Raw genomic sequence first — 20,311 nt, forward strand, 5'->3', positions numbered from 1 at the left:
GATTCGAGTGACAACCCATGCCAAAACGTACAGACATTAAAAGCATCCTGATTCTTGGCGCTGGCCCGATCGTAATCGGCCAGGCCTGTGAATTCGACTACTCCGGCGCCCAGGCCTGTAAAGCCCTGCGCGAAGAGGGTTACCGCGTCATTCTGGTGAACTCCAACCCGGCCACCATCATGACCGACCCGGCCATGGCTGACGCCACCTACATCGAGCCGATCAAATGGGCGACCGTTGCCAAGATCATCGAGAAGGAGCGTCCGGACGCATTGCTGCCAACCATGGGCGGCCAGACCGCTCTGAACTGCGCACTGGATCTGGAGCGCGAAGGCGTACTGGAGAAGTTCGGCGTAGAGATGATCGGTGCCAACGCTGACACCATCGACAAGGCTGAAGATCGCTCGCGTTTCGACAAGGCCATGAAAGCCATCGGTCTGGAATGCCCGCGTTCCGGCATCGCTCACAGCATGGAAGAGGCCAATGCGGTCCTCGAGAAGCTGGGCTTCCCGTGCATCATTCGTCCGTCCTTCACCATGGGCGGCACAGGCGGCGGTATTGCGTACAACCGTGAAGAGTTCGAAGAAATCTGCGCCCGCGGTCTGGACCTGTCACCGACCAAAGAGCTGCTGATCGACGAATCCCTGATCGGCTGGAAAGAGTATGAGATGGAAGTGGTCCGCGACAAAAAGGACAACTGCATCATCGTCTGCTCCATCGAGAACTTCGACCCGATGGGTGTCCACACCGGTGACTCCATCACGGTCGCTCCGGCACAGACCCTGACGGACAAGGAATACCAGATCCTGCGTAACGCCTCGCTGGCGGTCCTGCGCGAGATCGGTGTTGAAACCGGCGGCTCCAACGTGCAGTTCGGTATTTGCCCGGACACCGGCCGTATGGTCGTGATCGAGATGAACCCGCGCGTTTCCCGTTCTTCGGCGCTGGCCTCCAAGGCCACCGGTTTCCCGATCGCCAAAGTCGCGGCCAAACTGGCAGTGGGTTACACCCTGGACGAACTGCAGAACGACATCACCGGCGGCAAAACGCCTGCTTCGTTCGAGCCGTCCATCGACTACGTCGTGACCAAGCTGCCGCGTTTCGCGTTCGAAAAATTCTCCAAGGCTGATGCGCGCCTGACCACCCAGATGAAGTCTGTCGGTGAAGTCATGGCCATCGGTCGTACCTTCCAGGAGTCCCTGCAGAAAGCCCTGCGTGGTCTGGAAGTCGGCGTGAGCGGTCTCGATCCGAAACTGGATCTGAGCAACCCTGAAAGCGCGAGTATCCTCAAGCGCGAGCTGACCGTGCCGGGCGCCGAGCGTATCTGGTATGTCGCTGACGCTTTCCGTGCGGGCATGACCGTCGAGCAAATCTTCGGCATGAACATGATCGACCCTTGGTTCCTGGTTCAGATCGAAGATCTGATCAAGGAAGAAGAGAAGGTCAAGACCATGGGCATGTCGGCCATCGATCGCGACGTGATGTTCCGGCTCAAGCGCAAGGGCTTCTCCGACGCCCGTCTGGCCAAGCTGCTGGGCGTCACCGAGAAGAGCGTTCGTACACACCGTCACAAGCTGGACGTGCTGCCGGTCTACAAGCGCGTTGATACCTGCGCCGCCGAATTCGCGACCGACACTGCGTACATGTACTCCACGTACGAAGAAGAGTGCGAAGCCAATCCTTCGACCCGCGACAAGATCATGATCCTCGGTGGCGGTCCTAACCGCATCGGTCAGGGTATCGAGTTCGACTACTGCTGCGTACACGCGGCACTGGCCCTGCGCGACGACGGTTACGAGACCATCATGGTCAACTGCAACCCGGAAACCGTATCGACCGATTACGACACCTCCGATCGCCTGTACTTCGAACCGGTGACCCTGGAAGACGTGCTGGAAATCGTCCGCGTCGAGAAGCCGAAAGGCGTGATCGTCCAGTACGGCGGCCAGACCCCTTTGAAGCTGGCGCGTGCATTGGAAGCGGCTGGCGTGCCGATCATCGGCACCAGCCCTGATGCCATCGACCGCGCTGAAGACCGTGAGCGTTTCCAGCAGATGGTCGAGCGTTTGAACCTGCGTCAGCCGCCGAACGCCACTGTGCGCAGCGAAGACGAAGCGATTCGTGCTGCGGCGAAGATCGGTTACCCGCTGGTGGTTCGTCCGTCCTACGTTCTGGGCGGTCGTGCGATGGAAATCGTCTACGAAGAAGAAGAACTCAAGCGCTACCTGCGTGAAGCGGTTCAAGTGTCCAACGACAGCCCGGTGCTGCTGGACCACTTCCTCAACTGCGCCATTGAAATGGACGTGGATGCTGTGAGTGATGGCACCGATGTCGTCATCGGCGCGATCATGCAGCACATCGAGCAGGCGGGCGTTCACTCCGGTGACTCCGCGTGCTCGCTGCCGCCTTACTCGCTGCCTGCGCACATTCAGGACGAGATGCGTGAGCAGGTCAAGAAAATGGCCCTGGAGCTCGGCGTTATCGGCCTGATGAACGTCCAACTGGCGCTGCAAGGCGAAGACATCTACGTGATCGAAGTGAACCCGCGTGCCTCGCGTACCGTGCCGTTCGTTTCCAAGTGCATCGGTGTTTCCCTTGCCATGATCGCGGCTCGCGTCATGGCGGGTAAAACCCTGAAAGAGCTGGGCTTCACCAAGGAAATCATTCCGAACTTCTACAGCGTGAAAGAGGCAGTGTTCCCGTTTGCCAAATTCCCTGGCGTTGACCCGATCCTCGGGCCAGAGATGAAGTCGACCGGTGAGGTCATGGGTGTCGGTGACACCTTCGGCGAAGCATTCGCCAAAGCCCAGATGGGCGCCAGCGAAGTATTGCCAACCGGCGGTACAGCGTTTATCAGCGTGCGTGATGACGACAAGCCATTGGTGGCTGGCGTTGCGCGCAACTTGATCGAACTCGGTTTTGAAATCGTCGCAACGGCCGGCACTGCCCGCTTGATCGAAGCAGCAGGCCTGAAAGTTCGCCGCGTGAACAAGGTGACCGAGGGCCGCCCTCACGTGGTCGATATGATCAAGAACGACGAAGTGACGTTGATCATCAACACCACTGAAGGTCGCCAGTCGATCGCGGATTCTTATTCCATTCGTCGCAACGCCTTGCAGCACAAGATTTACTGCACCACCACCATTGCTGCGGGCGAGGCTATCTGTGAAGCGCTGAAGTTCGGTCCTGAAAAAACCGTTCGCCGCTTGCAGGATCTACATGCAGGATTGAAAGCATGAGCATTACCAAATATCCGATGACCGTTCAGGGCGCTCTCGCCCTGGAAGAAGAGCTGCATCACCTGAGCAAGGTCGAGCGTCCGCGCTTGAGCCAGGCCATCGGTGAAGCACGTGAGCTGGGCGACCTCAAGGAAAACGCCGAGTACCATGCTGCCCGCGAAGAGCAGGGCATGGTCGAGGCGCGGATCCGTGATATCGAAGGCCGTCTGCAAAACTCGGTCGTGATCGACGTCACCAGCATCGCTCACTCAGGCAAGGTGATTTTCGGCACAACCGTAGAGCTGGCCAACGTTGAGACTGACGAGCAGGTGACGTACCAGATCGTGGGTGAAGACGAAGCGAACATCAAACAGGGCAAGATCTCTGTAGGTGCTCCGATTGCCCGGGCCATCATCGGCAAGGAAGAAGGTGATGTCGTGGCGATCAAGACGCCGAGCGGTGTGATCGAGTACGAGATTGTCGAGGTCAAGCACATCTGACCGGTGCCTGCGGAGGTCGTCCCCAGGGGCGCCTTCCGTGGGCGAGCGGGTTCGGGTTGGAAGTGGTGAAAGCGCTGCTTCTTGCTGATGATCAGGTGGTTCCGGTCAGGGCGCGCGATCCGCGCCCCTGACAGGGTTCACGCTTATTTGTAGCGGTGAATGTTCGACAGCTGTTTGTTAGGCTGTGGGTTCTTGCGGTAGATCAGCGCCATCTTGCCGATGGTCTGCACCAGTTCCGCACGACCTTGTTTGCACAGTTCTTCGATGACGGCACGGCGATCGTCGCGATCTTCCAGCTTGATCTGAACCTTGATCAGTTCATGATCGACCAATGCGCGATCAAGCTCGGCCAGCACGCCCTCACTCAGGCCGTTGCCGGCAACCATCAGGACCGGCTTCAGGTCATGTCCAATGGATTTGTACTGTTTCTTCTGCTCGTTAGTGAGCGGCATAATCTGACCCTTTTCGTCTGATTCTGTAAAATTGGCGGCCATTTTACCCGAGGGCTCGTGGCTCCGCCCAGTTAATCACGACGCATATCATCGAGGTGCCCCGTGGCGCAGCGTTCCAAGAGCAGCCATAACTGGCTGAGAGAACATTTCGACGACAAGTACGTCAAAATGGCACAGAAAGATGGCTACCGTTCCCGCGCCAGTTACAAGCTTCTGGAGATCCAGGAGAAGGACAAGATCATTCGTCCCGGCATGACGGTTGTCGACCTCGGTGCAGCCCCGGGAGGCTGGTCGCAAGTGACCAGTCGTCTGATTGGTGGCAAGGGTCGCCTTATCGCATCCGACATTCTGGAAATGGACAGCATCCCTGATGTGACCTTTATACAAGGGGATTTCACTGAGGATGCAGTCTTTAAACAGATCCTCGAGGCGATCGGTAATACTCAAGTAGACCTTGTGATTTCCGATATGGCCCCCAATATGAGTGGATTGAGCGCTGTGGATATGCCACGCGCCATGTTCCTTTGTGAGTTGGCGCTCGACCTGGCGGGTCGGGTTCTGCGTCCGGGTGGTGATTTCTTGATCAAGGTCTTCCAGGGTGAAGGCTTCGATGTGTACCACAAGGATGTTCGCAAAATGTTCGATAAGGTACAGATGCGCAAGCCTCTGTCCTCCCGTGACCGCTCTCGTGAGCAGTACCTTCTGGGCCGCGGTTTCAAAGGCGGTTATGAGGCCCCGGGCGATTCTGAGTAAAGGCAATAGCTTTTTTCAAATGGCTTTATTCACGGAGCGTAACGAAGATCGTGTAGTCAAAGTTTCACAAAGGGTTACAGACGCCGCCTGCCACACCTGTAGGATCTGTAGTAAGTTAGGCCGGTGAATATCATGCGAGGCACGCTCCAGCGTGGAGCTTGCTTCAGAGGGTAGCTAATTGAACGATATGGCAAAGAATTTGATCCTGTGGTTGATCATCGCCGCGGTCCTTGTGACGGTGATGAACAACTTCTCCAGCCCGAACGAGCCGCAGACCCTCAACTACTCCGAGTTCATCCAGCAGGTTAAGGATGGCAAGGTCGAGAAAGTTGCCGTTGACGGTTACGTCATCACGGGCAAACGCAGCGACGGCGATACCTTCAAGACCATTCGTCCGGCGATCCAGGACAACGGCCTGATCGGTGATCTGGTCGACAACAATGTCGTGATCGAAGGCAAACAGCCTGAGCAGCAAAGCATCTGGACCCAGTTGCTGGTCGCCAGCTTCCCGATCCTGGTCATCATTGCTGTCTTCATGTTCTTCATGCGCCAGATGCAAGGTGGCGCGGGAGGCAAGGGCGGACCAATGAGTTTCGGCAAGAGCAAGGCGCGTCTGCTCTCCGAAGATCAGGTCAAGACCACACTGGCCGACGTTGCAGGTTGCGACGAAGCCAAGGAAGAAGTGGGCGAACTCGTAGAATTTCTCCGTGATCCGGGTAAATTCCAGCGCTTGGGCGGTCGTATTCCGCGCGGCGTCTTGATGGTCGGTCCTCCGGGTACCGGTAAGACCTTGCTGGCCAAGGCGATTGCCGGTGAAGCGAAGGTCCCGTTCTTCACCATTTCCGGTTCTGACTTTGTCGAGATGTTCGTGGGTGTCGGCGCCAGCCGGGTTCGTGACATGTTCGAACAAGCCAAGAAGCATGCACCTTGCATCATCTTCATCGACGAAATCGATGCGGTAGGTCGTCACCGTGGCGCCGGTATGGGCGGCGGTCACGATGAACGTGAGCAGACGCTCAACCAGTTGCTGGTTGAGATGGACGGTTTCGAGATGAACGACGGCATCATCGTCATTGCGGCAACCAACCGTCCCGACGTCCTCGACCCTGCATTGCTTCGTCCGGGCCGTTTCGACCGTCAGGTTGTGGTGGGTCTGCCAGACATTCGCGGTCGTGAGCAAATTCTCAAGGTCCACATGCGCAAAGTGCCAATGGGTGACGACGTCAACCCGGCGGTGATCGCACGCGGTACTCCAGGTTTCTCCGGTGCCGATCTGGCGAACCTGGTCAACGAAGCGTCGCTGTTTGCCGCTCGTGTCGGTAAGCGCATCGTTGAAATGAAGGAATTCGAACTGGCGAAAGACAAGATCATGATGGGCGCCGAGCGCAAATCCATGGTCATGTCCGAGAAAGAGAAGCAGAACACGGCTTATCACGAGGCAGGTCACGCCATCGTCGGTCGTGTCGTGCCCGAGCATGATCCGGTCTACAAAGTCTCGATCATTCCTCGTGGTCGTGCGCTGGGTGTGACGATGTTCCTTCCAGAGGAAGACCGTTACAGCCTTTCCAAGCGCGCGCTGATCAGTCAGATCTGTTCGCTCTACGGCGGTCGTATCGCTGAAGAGATGACGTTGGGCTTCGACGGTGTTACCACCGGCGCATCCAACGACATCATGCGGGCCAGTCAGATTGCCCGGAACATGGTCACCAAGTGGGGCCTGTCCGAGAAGTTGGGGCCTCTGATGTACTCGGAAGATGAAGACGGCGGTTATCTGGGTCGTGGCGGTGGCGGTCAAAACGCCAGCCTCTCGGCAGATACCGCTCGCATGATCGACTCCGAAGTGCGCAGCATCATTGATCAGTGCTACGGCACTGCCAAGCAGATCCTGACGGACAATCGCGACAAGCTGGACGCGATGGCCGATGCACTGATGAAGTACGAGACCATCGACGCCGAGCAGATCGATGACATCATGGCGGGTCGCACGCCTCGCGAACCGCGTGACTGGGAAGGTGGCTCGGGTGCTTCCGGCACGCCAACCGCTCCAGTAGGTCCTCGTCCTGAAACCCCGATTGGCGGCCCTGCTGCTGACCACTAAGGCCTGACATGACTTCTGCGCTGTACCCAACCCGGTTGCCTTGCGGCAACCGGGTTCTTGATTTATCCCGGACGCATGTCATGGGAATCCTCAATGTCACCCCCGATTCGTTCTCCGATGGCGGTCGCTTCGCCCAGCGCGATCTCGCTTTGCGGCACGCTGAAGCCATGGTTGTCGCCGGCGCGACCCTGATCGATGTCGGAGGGGAGTCCACGCGCCCTGGCGCTCGTACGGTTTCGCCGGTCGAAGAGTTGGAACGCGTTGCGCCCATCGTCGAAGCGATCAGTCGCGAGCTTGACGTCATTATCTCGGTGGACACTTCAACGCCCGCAGTCATCCGTGAGACGGCGCGCTTGGGTGCAGGCCTGATCAACGATGTGCGTTCCCTGCAGCGTGACGGCGCGCTGGATGCGGCAGTGGCAACCGGGTTGCCGGTGTGCCTGATGCACATGCGTGGCGAGCCTACGGACATGCAGAACGATCCTCGCTATGACGATCTGCTGGGCGAGGTCAGTTCGTTTCTCAGGGAGCGGATGGACGCCTGCATCGCTGCGGGCATCGCGAGAGAACATATCATCCTCGATCCCGGTTACGGGTTCGCCAAAACGCTTGAGCACAACCTGAGTCTGTTCAAGCATATGGAGGCCCTGCTTGAGTTGGGTCGGCCGCTGCTGGTTGGCGTCTCACGCAAGAGTATGATCGGCAAGGTGCTGGACAAGCCTGTTGACCAGCGGCTTTACGGAGCGCTCGCACTGGCGGGAATGGCCATGATCAAGGGCGCGAGAATTTTGCGTGTGCACGATGTCGCTGAAACCGTCGATGTCGTCCGCATGATTTCCGCTGTTGAATCGGCAGAATAAGAATCTGGAGCACCCATGAGCACTAAGAAATATTTCGGAACCGACGGCATTCGCGGTCGCGTAGGTCAATTCCCCATCACCCCTGATTTCATGCTCAAGCTGGGTTGGGCCGCCGGCATGGCATTTCGCAAGATGGGCGCGTGCCGCATCCTGGTAGGCAAGGATACTCGCATCTCGGGTTACATGTTCGAGTCTGCGCTCGAGGCTGGATTGTCTGCGGCCGGCGCTGACGTCATGTTGCTTGGCCCGATGCCGACGCCTGCGATCGCCTACCTGACCCGCACCTTTCAGGCTCAAGCGGGCATCGTTATCAGTGCGTCGCACAACCCGCATTACGATAACGGCATCAAGTTCTTTTCCGGGAAAGGCACCAAGCTCCCTGATGAAGTCGAAATGATGATCGAGGAGTTGCTCGATGCGCCGATGACGGTGGCGGAGTCTGAGCATCTCGGCAAGGTGTCCCGGATCAACGACGCGGCAGGCCGCTACATTGAATTCTGCAAAAGCAGCGTGCCGACCAGCACCAGTTTTGCGGGGCTCAAGATCGTGGTCGATTGCGCCCATGGCGCGACCTACAAGGTGGCGCCGAACGTATTCCGTGAGCTGGGCGCACAGGTGACGGTGCTGTCGGCTGCGCCCAATGGGCTGAACATCAACGACGACTGTGGTTCGACCCACATGGGTGCTCTGCAGGCGGCTGTCGTTGCCGAGAAGGCCGATCTGGGTATTGGCTTCGATGGCGATGGTGATCGCGTCTTGATGGTCGATCACACCGGTGCGATCGTCGACGGGGATGAGTTGATCTACATCATCGCCCGAGACCTGCACGAGCGTGGCCGCTTGCAGGGCGGTGTCGTGGGTACATTGATGAGCAATCTGGGGCTTGAGCTGGCGCTTGCCGACCTGAGTATTCCGTTCGTGCGGGCCAATGTGGGTGACCGCTATGTCATCGCCGAATTGCTGGAGCGTAACTGGCAGGTCGGTGGTGAGAATTCGGGTCACGTCGTCTGCTTCCAGCACACCACGACCGGCGATGCGATCATCGCCGCGCTGCAGGTGTTGCTGGCACTCAAACGCTCGGGACAGAGCTTGGCGGAGTCTCGTCAGGGACTGAGAAAATGCCCGCAAGTATTGGTCAACGTGCGCTTTGAGGGCGGTGGTGTGGACCCAGTCCAGCACCCTGCGGTCAAGGAAGCGTGTGAGCGCGTGACGGCGGCCATGGGGGGGCGTGGTCGCGTGCTGTTGCGCAAGTCAGGTACCGAGCCGTTGGTGCGTGTCATGGTTGAAGGTGAGGACGAAACACTGGTCGCTGGCTATGCCGACGAACTCGCAAAACTGGTTGCTGAAGTTTGCGCCTAGTTTCGGCTTGCCAGTGTTGAAACTGTTGGGTAACATCTGCGCCCACTTTGACCGACGAGGTACAGCATGCGTCGCCCTATGGTAGCTGGTAACTGGAAAATGCACGGTACCTGCGCCAGCGTCGCTGAGCTGGTCGAAGGTTTGGCAAATATGGCCATTCCTGACGGTGTCGATGTTGCCGTATTCCCTACGAGCCTGCACGTCAGCTTCGTTGTCGAGTGCTTTAAAGAGCACGCGATTTCGGTAGGTGCGCAGAACTGCGCTCACGAAGCAGGGCAGGGAGCACTGACCGGTGAGGTCTCGCCGACTCAGTTGCAAGATGCAGGTTGCAAGCTGGTGCTGGTTGGGCACTCGGAGCGTCGCCAGATCATGGGCGAAAGCAACGAGGTCCTGAGCCGCAAGTTTGCTGCAGCCCAGGCAAGTGGTTTGACACCGATCCTGTGTGTCGGTGAAACACTGGAGCAGCGCGAAGCCGGCAAGACGCTTGAAGTTGTCGGGCAACAGCTCGACAGCATCATCGAAGAGCTCGGTATCGATGCTTTCGTGAATGCGGTAATTGCTTACGAGCCGGTCTGGGCCATTGGCACCGGATTGACTGCCTCGCCGGAGCAGGCGCAGGAAGTGCACGCAGCCATTCGTGCGCAGTTGGCGAAAGAGAATTCTGAAGTCGCGCAAGGTGTGCGTCTTCTATATGGCGGCAGCGTGAAGGCGGCCAATGCGGTCGAGCTGTTCAGCATGCCGGATATCGATGGGGGGCTCATTGGTGGAGCGTCCCTGAATGCAGATGAGTTCGGTGCGATCATTCGCGCCGCGGGAAACTGAAAAAATGCTGGAAACAGTCGTAGTCGTTCTTCATCTGCTGGGCGCATTGGGCGTAGTTGCTCTCGTATTGCTGCAGCAGGGTAAAGGTGCGGACGCTGGCGCGTCGTTCGGAGCAGGTGCATCAAATACTGTCTTCGGAGGCCAAGGTTCCTCTACCTTTCTTAGTAAGTTTACTGCTATACTTGCCGCCTGTTTCTTCATGACCAGCTTAGGGTTAGGTTACTTTGCTAAAGAGAAAGCTCACCAGCTGACTCAAGTAGGTTTGCCAAACCCAGCGGTGTTGGAAGTTAAGCAAAAGCCGGCAGCAGATGATGTTCCGGTCCTGGAAGGACAACAGAAACCAGCCGCTGTACCAGCTGACGTTCCTGCCGCTCCAGAACAGAAGTAACACAGGATTCGCAGTCGATAGTTGGGCTGCAAAAAGAGTTGTAATGCCGAGGTGGTGGAATTGGTAGACACGCAACCTTGAGGTGGTTGTGCCCATAGGGTGTAGGGGTTCGAGTCCCCTTCTCGGTACCAATTAAACAAGTCAGCCCGCAGTAGCGGGCTTTCTTGTAGGTGGATGTGTCGGATTGACCCAAATCGGGATCGGTCGTATACTTCCGCCCCAGCTTTGTCGCGGGGTGGAGCAGTCTGGTAGCTCGTCGGGCTCATAACCCGAAGGTCGTTGGTTCAAATCCAGCCCCCGCAACCAGTTTTAGCGGAGCCCCTTTTCAGGGGCTTTTTGTTAGCTGGACACTTTATTACGCCGCTGTTGACGGCGTTTTTCATGATGGGCGCTTTGCCCATTTTTTATTTGCACAGCATGCACGAGGGGGTTCAGGTGTCGAGCAAGCTAGAACAGTTGCAGGCCTTGTTGGCCCCGGTGGTCGTGGCCCTTGGCTATGAATGCTGGGGTATCGAGTTTTCGGCCCAGGGTCGTCACTCAATGTTGCGCGTTTATATCGATAAAGAGGGCGGCGTGCTGGTGGACGATTGTGCCATCGTCAGCCGTCAGATCAGCGGTGTTCTGGACGTAGAAGATCCGATCAGCTCCGAATATACGCTCGAAGTTTCTTCTCCTGGCATGGAACGCCCACTGTTCACGATTGAGCAGTTTGCCTCGTTTGCCGGGGAACAAGTGAAGATAAAGCTGCGTTCGCCCTTCGACGGTCGGCGCAACTTTCAAGGCCTTCTCCGCGGGGTGGAGGAGCAGGATGTCGTGGTGCAAGTGGAAGATCACGAATACCTGTTGCCGATCGATCTGATCGACAAAGCCAACATTATTCCCACGTTTGACTGAGACGCGGATCCCGCGGATCCAATGGCTTGCGAAAGGCGAGGCGTACGATGAGCAAAGAAGTACTGCTGGTTGTTGAGTCGGTATCGAATGAAAAAGGCGTACCGGCCGATGTGATTTTTGAAGCGCTTGAAATCGCTTTGGCTACGGCCACCAAAAAGCGTTTTGAAGACGAAGTTGACCTCCGTGTGGAAATCAATCGCCACACGGGCGCTTACGAGACGTTCCGTCGCTGGACGGTTGTCGAAGAAGACGATCTTGACGATCCTGCGATTGAAACCTGGCCGACCAAGGTTGCCGAAACGCATCCGGGCGCCAAGGTGGGCGACGTTGTAGAAGAAAAAATCGAATCCATCGAGTTTGGCCGTATCGCCGCTCAGACTGCCAAGCAAGTCATTGTGCAGAAAGTTCGCGAAGCCGAGCGCGCTCAAGTCGTGGACGCTTATCGTGAGCGTCTGGGCGAAATCATTTCCGGTACTGTTAAAAAAGTTACACGTGACAATGTCATCGTCGACTTGGGTAACAATGCCGAAGCGCTGCTGGCGCGTGAAGACATCATTTCCCGGGAAACTTTCCGTGTCGGTGTCCGCGTTCGTGCATTGCTCAAAGAGATCCGCACTGAAAACCGTGGTCCTCAGCTGATCCTGTCGCGTACTGCGCCAGAGATGCTGATCGAGCTGTTCCGGATTGAAGTTCCGGAAATTGCCGAAGGTCTCATCGAGGTGATGGCTGCCTCTCGTGATCCTGGTTCGCGTGCAAAAATCGCAGTTCGCTCCAAGGACAAACGCATTGACCCGCAAGGCGCTTGCATCGGCATGCGCGGTTCGCGTGTCCAGGCAGTTTCCGGCGAGTTGGGCGGCGAGCGTGTGGATATCGTGCTGTGGGACGACAACCCGGCACAGTTCGTCATCAACGCCATGTCGCCCGCCGAAGTGGCAGCGATCATCGTTGATGAAGACGCCCACGCCATGGACATCGCTGTAGGCGCAGACAACCTGGCCCAGGCGATTGGTCGCGGCGGTCAGAACGTGCGTCTGGCGAGCCAGCTGACTGGCTGGACCTTGAACGTAATGACCGAATCGGACATCCAGGCCAAGCAGCAAGCGGAAACCGGTGACATCCTGCGCAACTTCATCGACGAGCTGGAAGTTGACGAAGAACTTGCTCAGGTACTGGTAGATGAAGGCTTCACCAGCCTGGAAGAGATTGCCTACGTACCGTTGGAAGAAATGCTCAACATCGACGGCTTTGACGAAGACATCGTCAACGAGCTTCGCGCTCGTGCCAAGGATCGTTTGTTGACTAAAGCCATCGCTACTGAGGAAAAGCTGGCAGACGCCCATCCGGCCGAAGACCTGCTCTCGCTTGAGGGTATGGACAAGGATTTGGCGATGGAACTGGCGGTGCGCGGCGTAATTACCCGCGAAGACCTGGCCGAGCAGTCTATTGACGATCTGCTCGACATCGACGGCATTGACGATGATCGTGCCGGCAAGTTGATCATGGCCGCCCGAGCCCATTGGTTCGAGTAAGTAGATGCGGCCTGAGGAGAGAAGTGCATGACGCAAGTCACGGTGAAAGAACTGGCCAAAACGGTCGACACACCGGTAGAGCGCCTGTTACAGCAGATGCGTGAGGCAGGTTTGCCGCACACCGCCGCCGAGCAAGTTGTGACCGATAACGAAAAACAAGCCCTGTTGACGCACCTGAAAAGCGGTCACAAGGCGAAAGTGGAAGAACCGCGCAAGATCACTTTGCAGCGTAAAACCACCAGTACTCTGCGCGTTGCTGGCAGCAAGAGCATCAGCGTTGAAGTGCGCAAGAAGAAAGTCTTCGTACAGCGTAGCCCGGAAGAAATCGAAGCCGAGCGCAAGCGCGAACAGGATGAACGCCGTGCGGTAGAAAATGCCGCCCGTCAAAAGGCTGAAGAAGAAGCCCGTCAGCGTGCCGAAGAAGAAGCACGCCGCCAGCCTGCTCCTGCTCCGCAAGCGGCTGAAGCGGTGGCAGCTCCTTCGCCGGAGCCGGTTGCACAATCGGTGTCCGAGCCTGTTCTGGACGTTGCACCTGCAGCGCCTGCTCCGGTGGCCGACGTTCGCAAGAAAGACGAACAGCGCCGTCCTGACAAACCACGCAACGACGACAGCAATCGTCGCGGCAGTGGCGATGGCGAGCGCAAGAACGCTCCACATCGTGCTTCGGTCAAGGAAAAAGCGCCGGCTCCACGCGTTGCTCCACGCACCACCGACGAAGAGAGCGATGGCTTCCGTCGTGGCGGTCGTGGCAAGGCAAAGCTGAAAAAACGTAACGCTCACGGCTTCCAGAACCCTACCGGTCCTGTGGTTCGTGAGGTGAAGATCGGCGAAACCATCACTGTGGGCGATCTCGCTCAACAGATGTCGGTCAAAGCTGCTGAAATCATCAAGTTCATGTTCAAGCTGGGCACTCCGGCCACCATCAACCAGGTTCTGGATCAGGAAACTGCCCAGCTGGTCGCTGAAGAACTGGGCCACAAAGTGACCCTGGTCAGCGACACCGCCTTGGAAGATTCCCTGGCTGAGTCGCTGAAGTTCGAAGGTGAGACGGTTCCTCGTGCGCCGGTCGTTACGGTCATGGGTCACGTTGACCATGGTAAGACCTCGCTGCTCGACTACATCCGTCGTGCCAAGGTTGCCGCTGGCGAAGCCGGTGGTATCACTCAGCACATCGGCGCTTACCACGTTGAAACCGAACGCGGCATGGTGACGTTCCTCGACACCCCGGGTCACGCTGCGTTTACCGCAATGCGTGCACGTGGTGCGAAAGCGACCGACATCGTCATTCTGGTTGTCGCTGCCGACGACGGCGTGATGCCACAGACCATCGAAGCCGTGCAGCACGCACAGGCAGCCGGTGTTCCGTTGGTCGTTGCCGTGAACAAGATCGACAAGCCGGGCGCTGACCTGGACCGCATCCGCAGTGAACTGTCGGTTCATGGCGTAACGTCCGAAGAGTGGGGTGGTGATACCCCATTCGTGCCTGTATCGGCGAAAGTCGGTACCGGTGTCGACGAGCTGCTCGAAGCCGTTCTGCTCCAAGCCGAAGTGCTGGAACTGGTTGCCACTCCATCGGCTCCTGGCCGTGGTGTCGTGGTCGAATCGCGTCTGGACAAGGGCCGCGGTCCTGTCGCCACTGTTCTGGTTCAGGACGGTACGCTGCGTCAGGGCGACATGGTGCTGGTCGGTTCGAACTACGGTCGCGTTCGCGCCATGCTCGACGAGAACGGCAAGCCAATCAAGGAAGCCGGTCCTTCCATCCCTGTCGAGATCCTCGGCCTGGACGGTACGCCGGACGCTGGCGACGAGATGAGCGTGGTTGCCGACGAGAAGAAAGCCCGTGAAGTGGCTCTGTTCCGTCAAGGCAAGTTCCGTGAAGTCAAGCTGGCCCGTGCTCACGCTGGCAAGCTGGAAAACATCTTCGAGAACATGGGTCAGGAAGAGAAGAAGACGCTCAACATCGTCCTCAAATCCGACGTCCGCGGTTCTCTGGAAGCTTTGCAGGGCGCTTTGAACGGCCTGGGCAACGACGAAGTACAAGTGCGTGTAGTGGGCGGCGGCGTCGGTGGTATCACCGAAAGCGACGCCAACCTGGCGCTGGCTTCCAACGCTGTACTGTTCGGCTTCAACGTGCGTGCCGATGCTGGCGCGCGCAAGATCGTCGAGCAGGAAGGTCTGGACATGCGTTACTACAACGTGATCTACGACATCATCGAAGACGTCAAGAAAGCCCTCACCGGTATGCTTGGCAGCGACGTCCGGGAGAACATCCTGGGTATCGCCGAAGTTCGCGACGTGTTCCGTTCGCCGAAATTCGGTGCGATCGCCGGTTGCATGGTCATCGAAGGCGTTGTGTTCCGTAACCGTCCGATCCGTGTACTGCGTGAAGACATCGTTATCTTCGAAGGCGAGCTGGAATCCCTGCGCCGCTTCAAGGATGACGCTTCCGAAGTACGTGCCGGCATGGAATGCGGTATCGGCGTCAAGAGCTACAACGACGTCAAGGTCGGTGACAAGATCGAAGTCTTCGAGAAGGTCCAAGTGGCTCGCAGCCTCTAAATCGCGAGCTTCAGGAGTCATGGTTGTCGTCGCATGCGAATGCCCAGCGCCAGCTACTGACTCTAAACGCAACGCCCGGTCCGGCTTCTGCCAGGCCGGGCGTTTGCCGCTTTCAGACCGCACGGCTTTTTTGCCGTAGGTGACAGGTAACAAGACATGGCAAAAGAATACAGCCGTACCCAGCGTATCGGCGATCAGATGCAGCGCGAGCTGGCTCAACTGATCCGTCGCGAAGTCAAGGACCCACGCGTGGGTCTGGTCACGATCACCGCCGTCGACGTCAGCCGTGACGTGGGCCACGCCAAGGTCTACATCACCGTGATGGGTGAAGACAGCGCTGAAGAAATCAAGCAGTCGATCAAGGTGCTCAACTCCGCAGCGGGCTTTCTGCGCATGCAGCTGGCACGTGAGATGAAGCTGCGCAGCGTGCCTCAGTTGCACTTCCACTATGACGAAAGCGTCGCCCGTGGCGCGCATTTGTCCGCGCTGATCGAGCGCGCCGTGGCTGAAGACGGTCAGCACGAATCCGCTGCCAAGCAAGACGGTTCGGAGGAATAACGCCGTGGCTCAGGTCAAGCGCATTCGCCGCAATGTCAGCGGCATCATCCTGCTCGACAAGCCGCTGGGTTTCACCTCCAACGCAGCCTTGCAAAAGGTTCGCTGGTTGCTCAACGCGGAAAAGGCCGGTCATACCGGCAGTCTCGACCCACTGGCCACCGGCGTACTGCCGCTGTGCTTTGGCGAGGCGACCAAGTTCTCCCAGTACCTGCTCGATTCCGACAAGGGTTACGAAACCCTGATGCAGTTGGGCAAGACCACCACCACGGCAGACGCCGAGGGTGAGGTTTTGCAAACGCGTCCGGTGACCGTTGGTCGCACCGATATCGAGGCTGTGCTGCCCGGATTTCGCGGCCAAATCAGTCAGATACCGCCGATGTACTCCGCGCTGAAGCGTGATGGCCAGCCGTTGTACAAGTTGGCGCGGGCAGGGGAAGTGGTGGAGCGCGAAGCGCGTTCTGTTACTATTGCGCGCCTGGAATTATTGGCAAGCGAAGGCGAGACCGCTCGCTTGGCCGTTGACTGCAGCAAAGGCACCTATATCCGCACCCTGGTGGAGGATATCGGTGAGAAATTGGGCTGCGGTGCGTACGTCGCTGAACTGCGTCGCACGCAAGCCGGACCTTTCACGCTGGCCCAGACGGTCACGCTGGAAGAGCTGGAGGCGGTGCACGCCGAAGGCGGCAATGAAGCGGTTGATCGCTTCCTGATGCCTTCCGATAGTGGATTGCTCGACTGGCCGCTGTTGAAGTTTTCCGAGCACAGTTCGTTTTACTGGTTGCATGGTCAACCAGTCAGAGCCCCGGATGCGCCGAAGTTCGGCATGGTTCGGGTGCAGGATCATGAAGGTCGCTTCATCGGGATCGGTGAGGTGAGTGAAGACGGGCGTATTGCGCCACGTCGACTGATTCGGTCAGAGTGACCGAACCCGTCGAGTCGGGGGTTCCTGGCACGGCGGTAAGAGGGTGGCTGTTAACAGGCACGGTCACTCCTCTCTTATAGATACAGGGATTTGTCCCTGGCCTGTTGAAGCTGTTTCTTTGAAACAGTTTCCTGATAAAAAGGATTGCCTCATGGCTCTCGACGTTCAAGAAAAAGCTCAAATCGTTGCTGACTACCAGCAAGCTGTTGGTGACACGGGTTCGCCAGAAGTGCAAGTTGCACTGCTGACCGCCAACATCAACAAACTGCAAGGTCACTTCAAGGCCAACGGTAAAGATCACCACTCCCGTCGTGGTCTGATCCGCATGGTTAACCAGCGCCGTAAGCTGCTGGACTACCTGAAAGGCAAAGACGTGAGCCGTTACAGCGCTCTGATCGGTCGCCTGGGTCTGCGTCGCTAATCAGCGATTGCGCTAGAGGTTGGTTGTCTGTCGTACATCTGCGGGTCTCCCGCAGGTGTAGGGCAGGCTCCCAGCCTCAAGTTTTATCTGGATACACGTTTTACGCTCTACCCTGGACTGACGAAGGGGCCGATTCCCCTCACTGCCCAAGAATTCGCAAGAAACCAGTTCCCCCAAGAGCCACAAAGAAGGTAGGAAACCGTGAACCCGGTAATCAAGAAATTTCAATTCGGTCAATCGACCGTAACCCTGGAGACAGGCCGCATCGCCCGTCAAGCTTCTGGTGCAGTATTGGTCACCGTTGACGACGACGTCACCGTTCTCGTGACTGTGGTCGGCGCCAAACAAGCAGACGCCGGCAAAGGCTTCTTCCCACTGTCCGTTCACTACCAAGAAAAAACCTACGCTGCCGGCAAGATTCCTGGCGGTTTCTTCAAGCGTGAAGGCCGTCCTTCCGAAAAAGAAACCCTGACCTCGCGTCTGATCGACCGTCCGATCCGCCCACTGTTTCCAGAAGGCTTCATGAACGAAGTGCAGGTTGTCTGCACCGTCGTTTCCACCAGCAAGAAAACCGATCCGGACATCGCTGCGATGATCGGTACCTCGGCTGCTCTGGCCATCTCGGGTATTCCTTTCGACGGCCCAATCGGCGCCGCTCGCGTTGCTTTCCATGAAAGCACCGGTTACCTGCTGAACCCGACTTACGAACAACTGAAAGCGTCGAGCCTGGACATGGTCGTTGCCGGTACCGAAGAAGCGGTACTGATGGTTGAGTCGGAAGCCAAAGAACTGACCGAAGACCAGATGCTGGGCGCCGTACTGTTCGCCCACGACGAATTCCAGTCGGTGATCAAGGCTGTTAAAGAGCTGGCCGCCGAAGCTGCCAAGCCAACCTGGACCTGGGCTCCAAAGGCTGAAGCCACCGAACTGCTGGGCGCTATCCGCTCCGAGTTCGGCGCTGCCATTTCCGAGGCCTACACCATTACCGTCAAGGCTGATCGCTATGCGCGCCTGGGCGAGCTGAAGGATCAGGTCGTTGCCAAGCTGGCTGTTGAAGAAGGCAGCCCGTCGGCTTCCGAAGTCAAAGCTGCCTTCGGCGAAATCGAATACCGCACCGTTCGCGAAAACATCGTCAACGGCAAGCCACGTATCGACGGCCGCGACACTCGCACCGTGCGTCCGCTGAACATCGAAGTCGGCGTTCTGCCGAAGACTCACGGTTCGGCCCTGTTCACCCGCGGCGAAACTCAGGCGCTGGTTGTTGCCACGCTGGGTACTGCGCGTGATGCACAGCTGCTGGACACCCTGGAAGGCGAGAAAAAAGACCCCTTCATGCTGCACTACAACTTCCCTCCGTTCTCGGTGGGCGAGTGCGGTCGCATGGGCGGTGCGGGTCGTCGCGAAATCGGTCACGGCCGTCTGGCCCGTCGTTCGGTTCAAGCGATGCTGCCACCGGCTGACGCGTTCCCTTACACCATTCGTGTGGTGTCGGAAATCACCGAGTCCAACGGTTCCAGCTCCATGGCTTCGGTCTGCGGCGCTTCCCTGGCCTTGATGGACGCGGGTGTTCCGATGAAAGCCCCGGTTGCCGGTATCGCCATGGGTCTGGTTAAAGAAGGCGAGAAGTTCGCTGTTCTGACCGACATCCTGGGTGACGAAGATCACCTCGGCGACATGGACTTCAAAGTAGCCGGTACCGCCAATGGCGTCACCGCGCTGCAGATGGACATCAAGATCAAAGGCATCACCGAAGAAATCATGGAGATCGCCCTGGGCCAGGCCCTGGAAGCTCGCCTGAACATCCTCGGTCAGATGAACAAGATCATCGGCCAGTCGCGTACCGAACTGTCGGAAAACGCGCCGACCATGATCGCGATGAAGATCGACACCGACAAGATCCGTGACGTCATCGGTAAAGGCGGCGCGACCATTCGTGCCATCTGTGAAGAGACTAAAGCGTCTATCGATATCGAAGACGACGGTTCGATCAAGATCTTCGGCGAAACCAAGGAAGCCGCTGAAGCAGCACGTCAGCGCGTTCTGGGTATCACCGCAGAAGCCGAGATCGGCAAGATCTACGTTGGTAAGGTTGAGCGCATCGTCGACTTCGGCGCATTCGTCAACATCCTGCCGGGTAAAGACGGTCTGGTTCACATCTCCATGCTGAGCGATGCTCGCGTTGAGAAAGTCACCGACGTGTTGAAAGAAGGTCAGGAAGTCGAAGTGCTGGTTCTGGACGTGGACAACCGCGGCCGTATCAAGCTGTCGATCAAAGACGTTGCCGCTGCGAAGGCGTCGGGCGTTTAATCGCACGCTGCTAACGCTGCACAGAAAAGAGCCCTTCGGGGCTCTTTTTTTTCGAATGCAATTAATGGCTTACCGCAAAAATTACACCCGGTCATCTGTCCCGAACATGCATCTTGCAAGCGGAACTTTTTATAAACGGGCAATCTGCACGATCATGCAGGATCCAAAAAATCATAAGCTATTGATATATAACGATAAATGTCCGTTGGCATGTTTGGCACAGCGCTTGCGATATATACGGTAACCCTGCGGCCAACGAGGTTGGCGCAGATTCTGAGAAAAACAGGAGTTACTCGTATGAAGAAGTTCGCTATTGCTGCCGCTACCGCCACTGCTCTGACTCTGACCATGGCAAACGTAGCCATGGCCCAGACCTCTACTCAAGCTCCGATGGTGGTCGCTGCAGGTGAAGTCGCAAAAACCAAAGAAGCCACTTCCGATACCTGGATCACCACCAAGGTCAAATCCGACCTGCTGACTGAGAAAGGCATTCCTGGCTCCGACATCAAGGTCGAAACCAACAAAGGCGTGGTTTCCCTGTCGTCGACTGTCGCGATCACCGAAGCGCAGAAAACTACGGCTGTTGCGATCACCAAGAAAATCAAAGGCGTGAAAGCTGTTTCGGCTGACGGCCTGAAAGCTGAGTAAATCAATTCTCTAGAACCGGTAGA

Annotated in this window: 17 protein-coding genes and 2 tRNA genes; 18 read left to right on the top strand and 1 reads right to left on the bottom strand. The window is 57.5% G+C overall.

The genetic code is table 11. The features are described from left to right. Positions 1 to 17 precede the first annotated feature (17 nt). Together carB and greA are read left to right on the top strand one after the other, a co-directional pair. Positions 18 to 3,239 carry a carbamoyl-phosphate synthase large subunit gene (gene carB / locus ABDX87_RS17740; protein WP_346829052.1) on the top strand — a complete coding sequence of 1,074 codons (3,222 nt, stop codon included), beginning with the start codon at positions 18 to 20 and terminating at the stop codon, positions 3,237 to 3,239. A 2-nt stretch (positions 3,240 to 3,241) separates the two neighbouring features. Next, positions 3,242 to 3,718: a transcription elongation factor GreA gene (greA, locus tag ABDX87_RS17745; protein WP_346833553.1), complete on the top strand. Its 477-nt coding sequence runs from the start codon at positions 3,242 to 3,244 to the stop codon at positions 3,716 to 3,718. A 143-nt stretch (positions 3,719 to 3,861) separates the two neighbouring features. Here greA and yhbY read toward each other — a convergent pair whose 3' ends face one another. Beyond that, positions 3,862 to 4,170, bottom strand: coding sequence for a ribosome assembly RNA-binding protein YhbY (gene yhbY, locus ABDX87_RS17750; RefSeq protein ID WP_062390112.1), 309 nt, complete (start codon positions 4,168 to 4,170; stop codon positions 3,862 to 3,864). A gap of 102 nt (positions 4,171 to 4,272) precedes the next feature. On the opposite strand from yhbY, the gene rlmE reads away from it, so the two are divergent. The 16 genes from rlmE to ABDX87_RS17830 all read left to right on the top strand — a co-directional run bounded on the left by rlmE (position 4,273) and on the right by ABDX87_RS17830 (position 20,288). Beyond that, the gene (gene rlmE, locus ABDX87_RS17755) at positions 4,273 to 4,923 is read left to right on the top strand and encodes a 23S rRNA (uridine(2552)-2'-O)-methyltransferase RlmE (RefSeq protein ID WP_346829053.1); all 651 of its coding nucleotides are present in this window, start codon (positions 4,273 to 4,275) and stop codon (positions 4,921 to 4,923) included. Positions 4,924 to 5,110: 187 nt separating this feature from the next. Continuing rightward, positions 5,111 to 7,021 carry an ATP-dependent zinc metalloprotease FtsH gene (ftsH, locus tag ABDX87_RS17760; protein WP_346829054.1) on the top strand — a complete coding sequence of 637 codons (1,911 nt, stop codon included), beginning with the start codon at positions 5,111 to 5,113 and terminating at the stop codon, positions 7,019 to 7,021. Between the two features lie 8 nt (positions 7,022 to 7,029). Beyond that, positions 7,030 to 7,881, top strand: coding sequence for a dihydropteroate synthase (gene folP, locus ABDX87_RS17765; protein WP_346829055.1), 852 nt, complete (start codon positions 7,030 to 7,032; stop codon positions 7,879 to 7,881). A gap of 15 nt (positions 7,882 to 7,896) precedes the next feature. Continuing rightward, positions 7,897 to 9,240: a phosphoglucosamine mutase gene (glmM, locus tag ABDX87_RS17770; RefSeq protein WP_346829056.1), complete on the top strand. Its 1,344-nt coding sequence runs from the start codon at positions 7,897 to 7,899 to the stop codon at positions 9,238 to 9,240. 66 nt (positions 9,241 to 9,306) lie between these two features. Further along, positions 9,307 to 10,062 (top strand): triose-phosphate isomerase, encoded by a 756-nt coding sequence (gene tpiA / locus ABDX87_RS17775; protein ID WP_346829057.1) that lies wholly within the window; start codon positions 9,307 to 9,309, stop codon positions 10,060 to 10,062. A gap of 4 nt (positions 10,063 to 10,066) precedes the next feature. Continuing rightward, positions 10,067 to 10,450: a preprotein translocase subunit SecG gene (gene secG, locus ABDX87_RS17780; protein WP_074756369.1), complete on the top strand. Its 384-nt coding sequence runs from the start codon at positions 10,067 to 10,069 to the stop codon at positions 10,448 to 10,450. 45 nt (positions 10,451 to 10,495) lie between these two features. Then, positions 10,496 to 10,581 (top strand) — tRNA-Leu (locus ABDX87_RS17785). A gap of 98 nt (positions 10,582 to 10,679) precedes the next feature. Continuing rightward, a tRNA-Met gene (locus ABDX87_RS17790) sits at positions 10,680 to 10,756 on the top strand. A gap of 129 nt (positions 10,757 to 10,885) precedes the next feature. After that, positions 10,886 to 11,344, top strand: coding sequence for a ribosome maturation factor RimP (gene rimP / locus ABDX87_RS17795; protein WP_074756531.1), 459 nt, complete (start codon positions 10,886 to 10,888; stop codon positions 11,342 to 11,344). A 47-nt stretch (positions 11,345 to 11,391) separates the two neighbouring features. Next, on the top strand, positions 11,392 to 12,873 hold the full coding sequence (gene nusA, locus ABDX87_RS17800; RefSeq protein ID WP_346829058.1) for a transcription termination factor NusA: 1,482 nt from the start codon (positions 11,392 to 11,394) through the stop codon (positions 12,871 to 12,873). Between the two features lie 27 nt (positions 12,874 to 12,900). Further along, the gene (infB, locus tag ABDX87_RS17805; RefSeq protein WP_346829059.1) at positions 12,901 to 15,432 is read left to right on the top strand and encodes a translation initiation factor IF-2; all 2,532 of its coding nucleotides are present in this window, start codon (positions 12,901 to 12,903) and stop codon (positions 15,430 to 15,432) included. Between the two features lie 156 nt (positions 15,433 to 15,588). Further along, complete coding sequence (gene rbfA / locus ABDX87_RS17810; RefSeq protein WP_074756363.1) at positions 15,589 to 15,990, top strand: 30S ribosome-binding factor RbfA; 402 nt, start codon at positions 15,589 to 15,591, stop codon at positions 15,988 to 15,990. Between the two features lie 4 nt (positions 15,991 to 15,994). Beyond that, positions 15,995 to 16,912 carry a tRNA pseudouridine(55) synthase TruB gene (truB, locus tag ABDX87_RS17815; protein WP_346829060.1) on the top strand — a complete coding sequence of 306 codons (918 nt, stop codon included), beginning with the start codon at positions 15,995 to 15,997 and terminating at the stop codon, positions 16,910 to 16,912. 151 nt (positions 16,913 to 17,063) lie between these two features. After that, complete coding sequence (gene rpsO / locus ABDX87_RS17820) at positions 17,064 to 17,333, top strand: 30S ribosomal protein S15 (protein ID WP_046820615.1); 270 nt, start codon at positions 17,064 to 17,066, stop codon at positions 17,331 to 17,333. A gap of 201 nt (positions 17,334 to 17,534) precedes the next feature. After that, a complete protein-coding gene (gene pnp / locus ABDX87_RS17825) occupies positions 17,535 to 19,640 on the top strand; it encodes a polyribonucleotide nucleotidyltransferase (RefSeq protein ID WP_346829061.1) in 2,106 nt (701 codons plus the stop codon). A 297-nt stretch (positions 19,641 to 19,937) separates the two neighbouring features. Continuing rightward, a complete protein-coding gene (locus ABDX87_RS17830) occupies positions 19,938 to 20,288 on the top strand; it encodes a BON domain-containing protein (RefSeq protein ID WP_346829062.1) in 351 nt (116 codons plus the stop codon). The last annotated feature ends 23 nt before the right edge of the window (positions 20,289 to 20,311 follow it).

Origin of the sequence: Pseudomonas abietaniphila (genome assembly GCF_039697315.1) — a bacterium.
Classification (GTDB): domain Bacteria; phylum Pseudomonadota; class Gammaproteobacteria; order Pseudomonadales; family Pseudomonadaceae; genus Aquipseudomonas; species Aquipseudomonas abietaniphila_B.

What these genes read in the sequence shown, in the direction of transcription:
- carB (WP_346829052.1), top strand. Translation starts at nt 18, where the DNA reads ATGCCAAAACGTACAGACATTAAAAGCATCCTGATTCTTGGCGCTGGC.
- yhbY (WP_062390112.1), bottom strand. Translation starts at nt 4,170, where the DNA reads ATGCCGCTCACTAACGAGCAGAAGAAACAGTACAAATCCATTGGACAT.
- ftsH (WP_346829054.1), top strand. Translation starts at nt 5,111, where the DNA reads ATGGCAAAGAATTTGATCCTGTGGTTGATCATCGCCGCGGTCCTTGTG.
- folP (WP_346829055.1), top strand. Translation starts at nt 7,030, where the DNA reads ATGACTTCTGCGCTGTACCCAACCCGGTTGCCTTGCGGCAACCGGGTT.
- glmM (WP_346829056.1), top strand. Translation starts at nt 7,897, where the DNA reads ATGAGCACTAAGAAATATTTCGGAACCGACGGCATTCGCGGTCGCGTA.
- tpiA (WP_346829057.1), top strand. Translation starts at nt 9,307, where the DNA reads ATGCGTCGCCCTATGGTAGCTGGTAACTGGAAAATGCACGGTACCTGC.
- secG (WP_074756369.1), top strand. Translation starts at nt 10,067, where the DNA reads ATGCTGGAAACAGTCGTAGTCGTTCTTCATCTGCTGGGCGCATTGGGC.
- nusA (WP_346829058.1), top strand. Translation starts at nt 11,392, where the DNA reads ATGAGCAAAGAAGTACTGCTGGTTGTTGAGTCGGTATCGAATGAAAAA.
- infB (WP_346829059.1), top strand. Translation starts at nt 12,901, where the DNA reads ATGACGCAAGTCACGGTGAAAGAACTGGCCAAAACGGTCGACACACCG.
- rbfA (WP_074756363.1), top strand. Translation starts at nt 15,589, where the DNA reads ATGGCAAAAGAATACAGCCGTACCCAGCGTATCGGCGATCAGATGCAG.
- rpsO (WP_046820615.1), top strand. Translation starts at nt 17,064, where the DNA reads ATGGCTCTCGACGTTCAAGAAAAAGCTCAAATCGTTGCTGACTACCAG.
- ABDX87_RS17830 (WP_346829062.1), top strand. Translation starts at nt 19,938, where the DNA reads ATGAAGAAGTTCGCTATTGCTGCCGCTACCGCCACTGCTCTGACTCTG.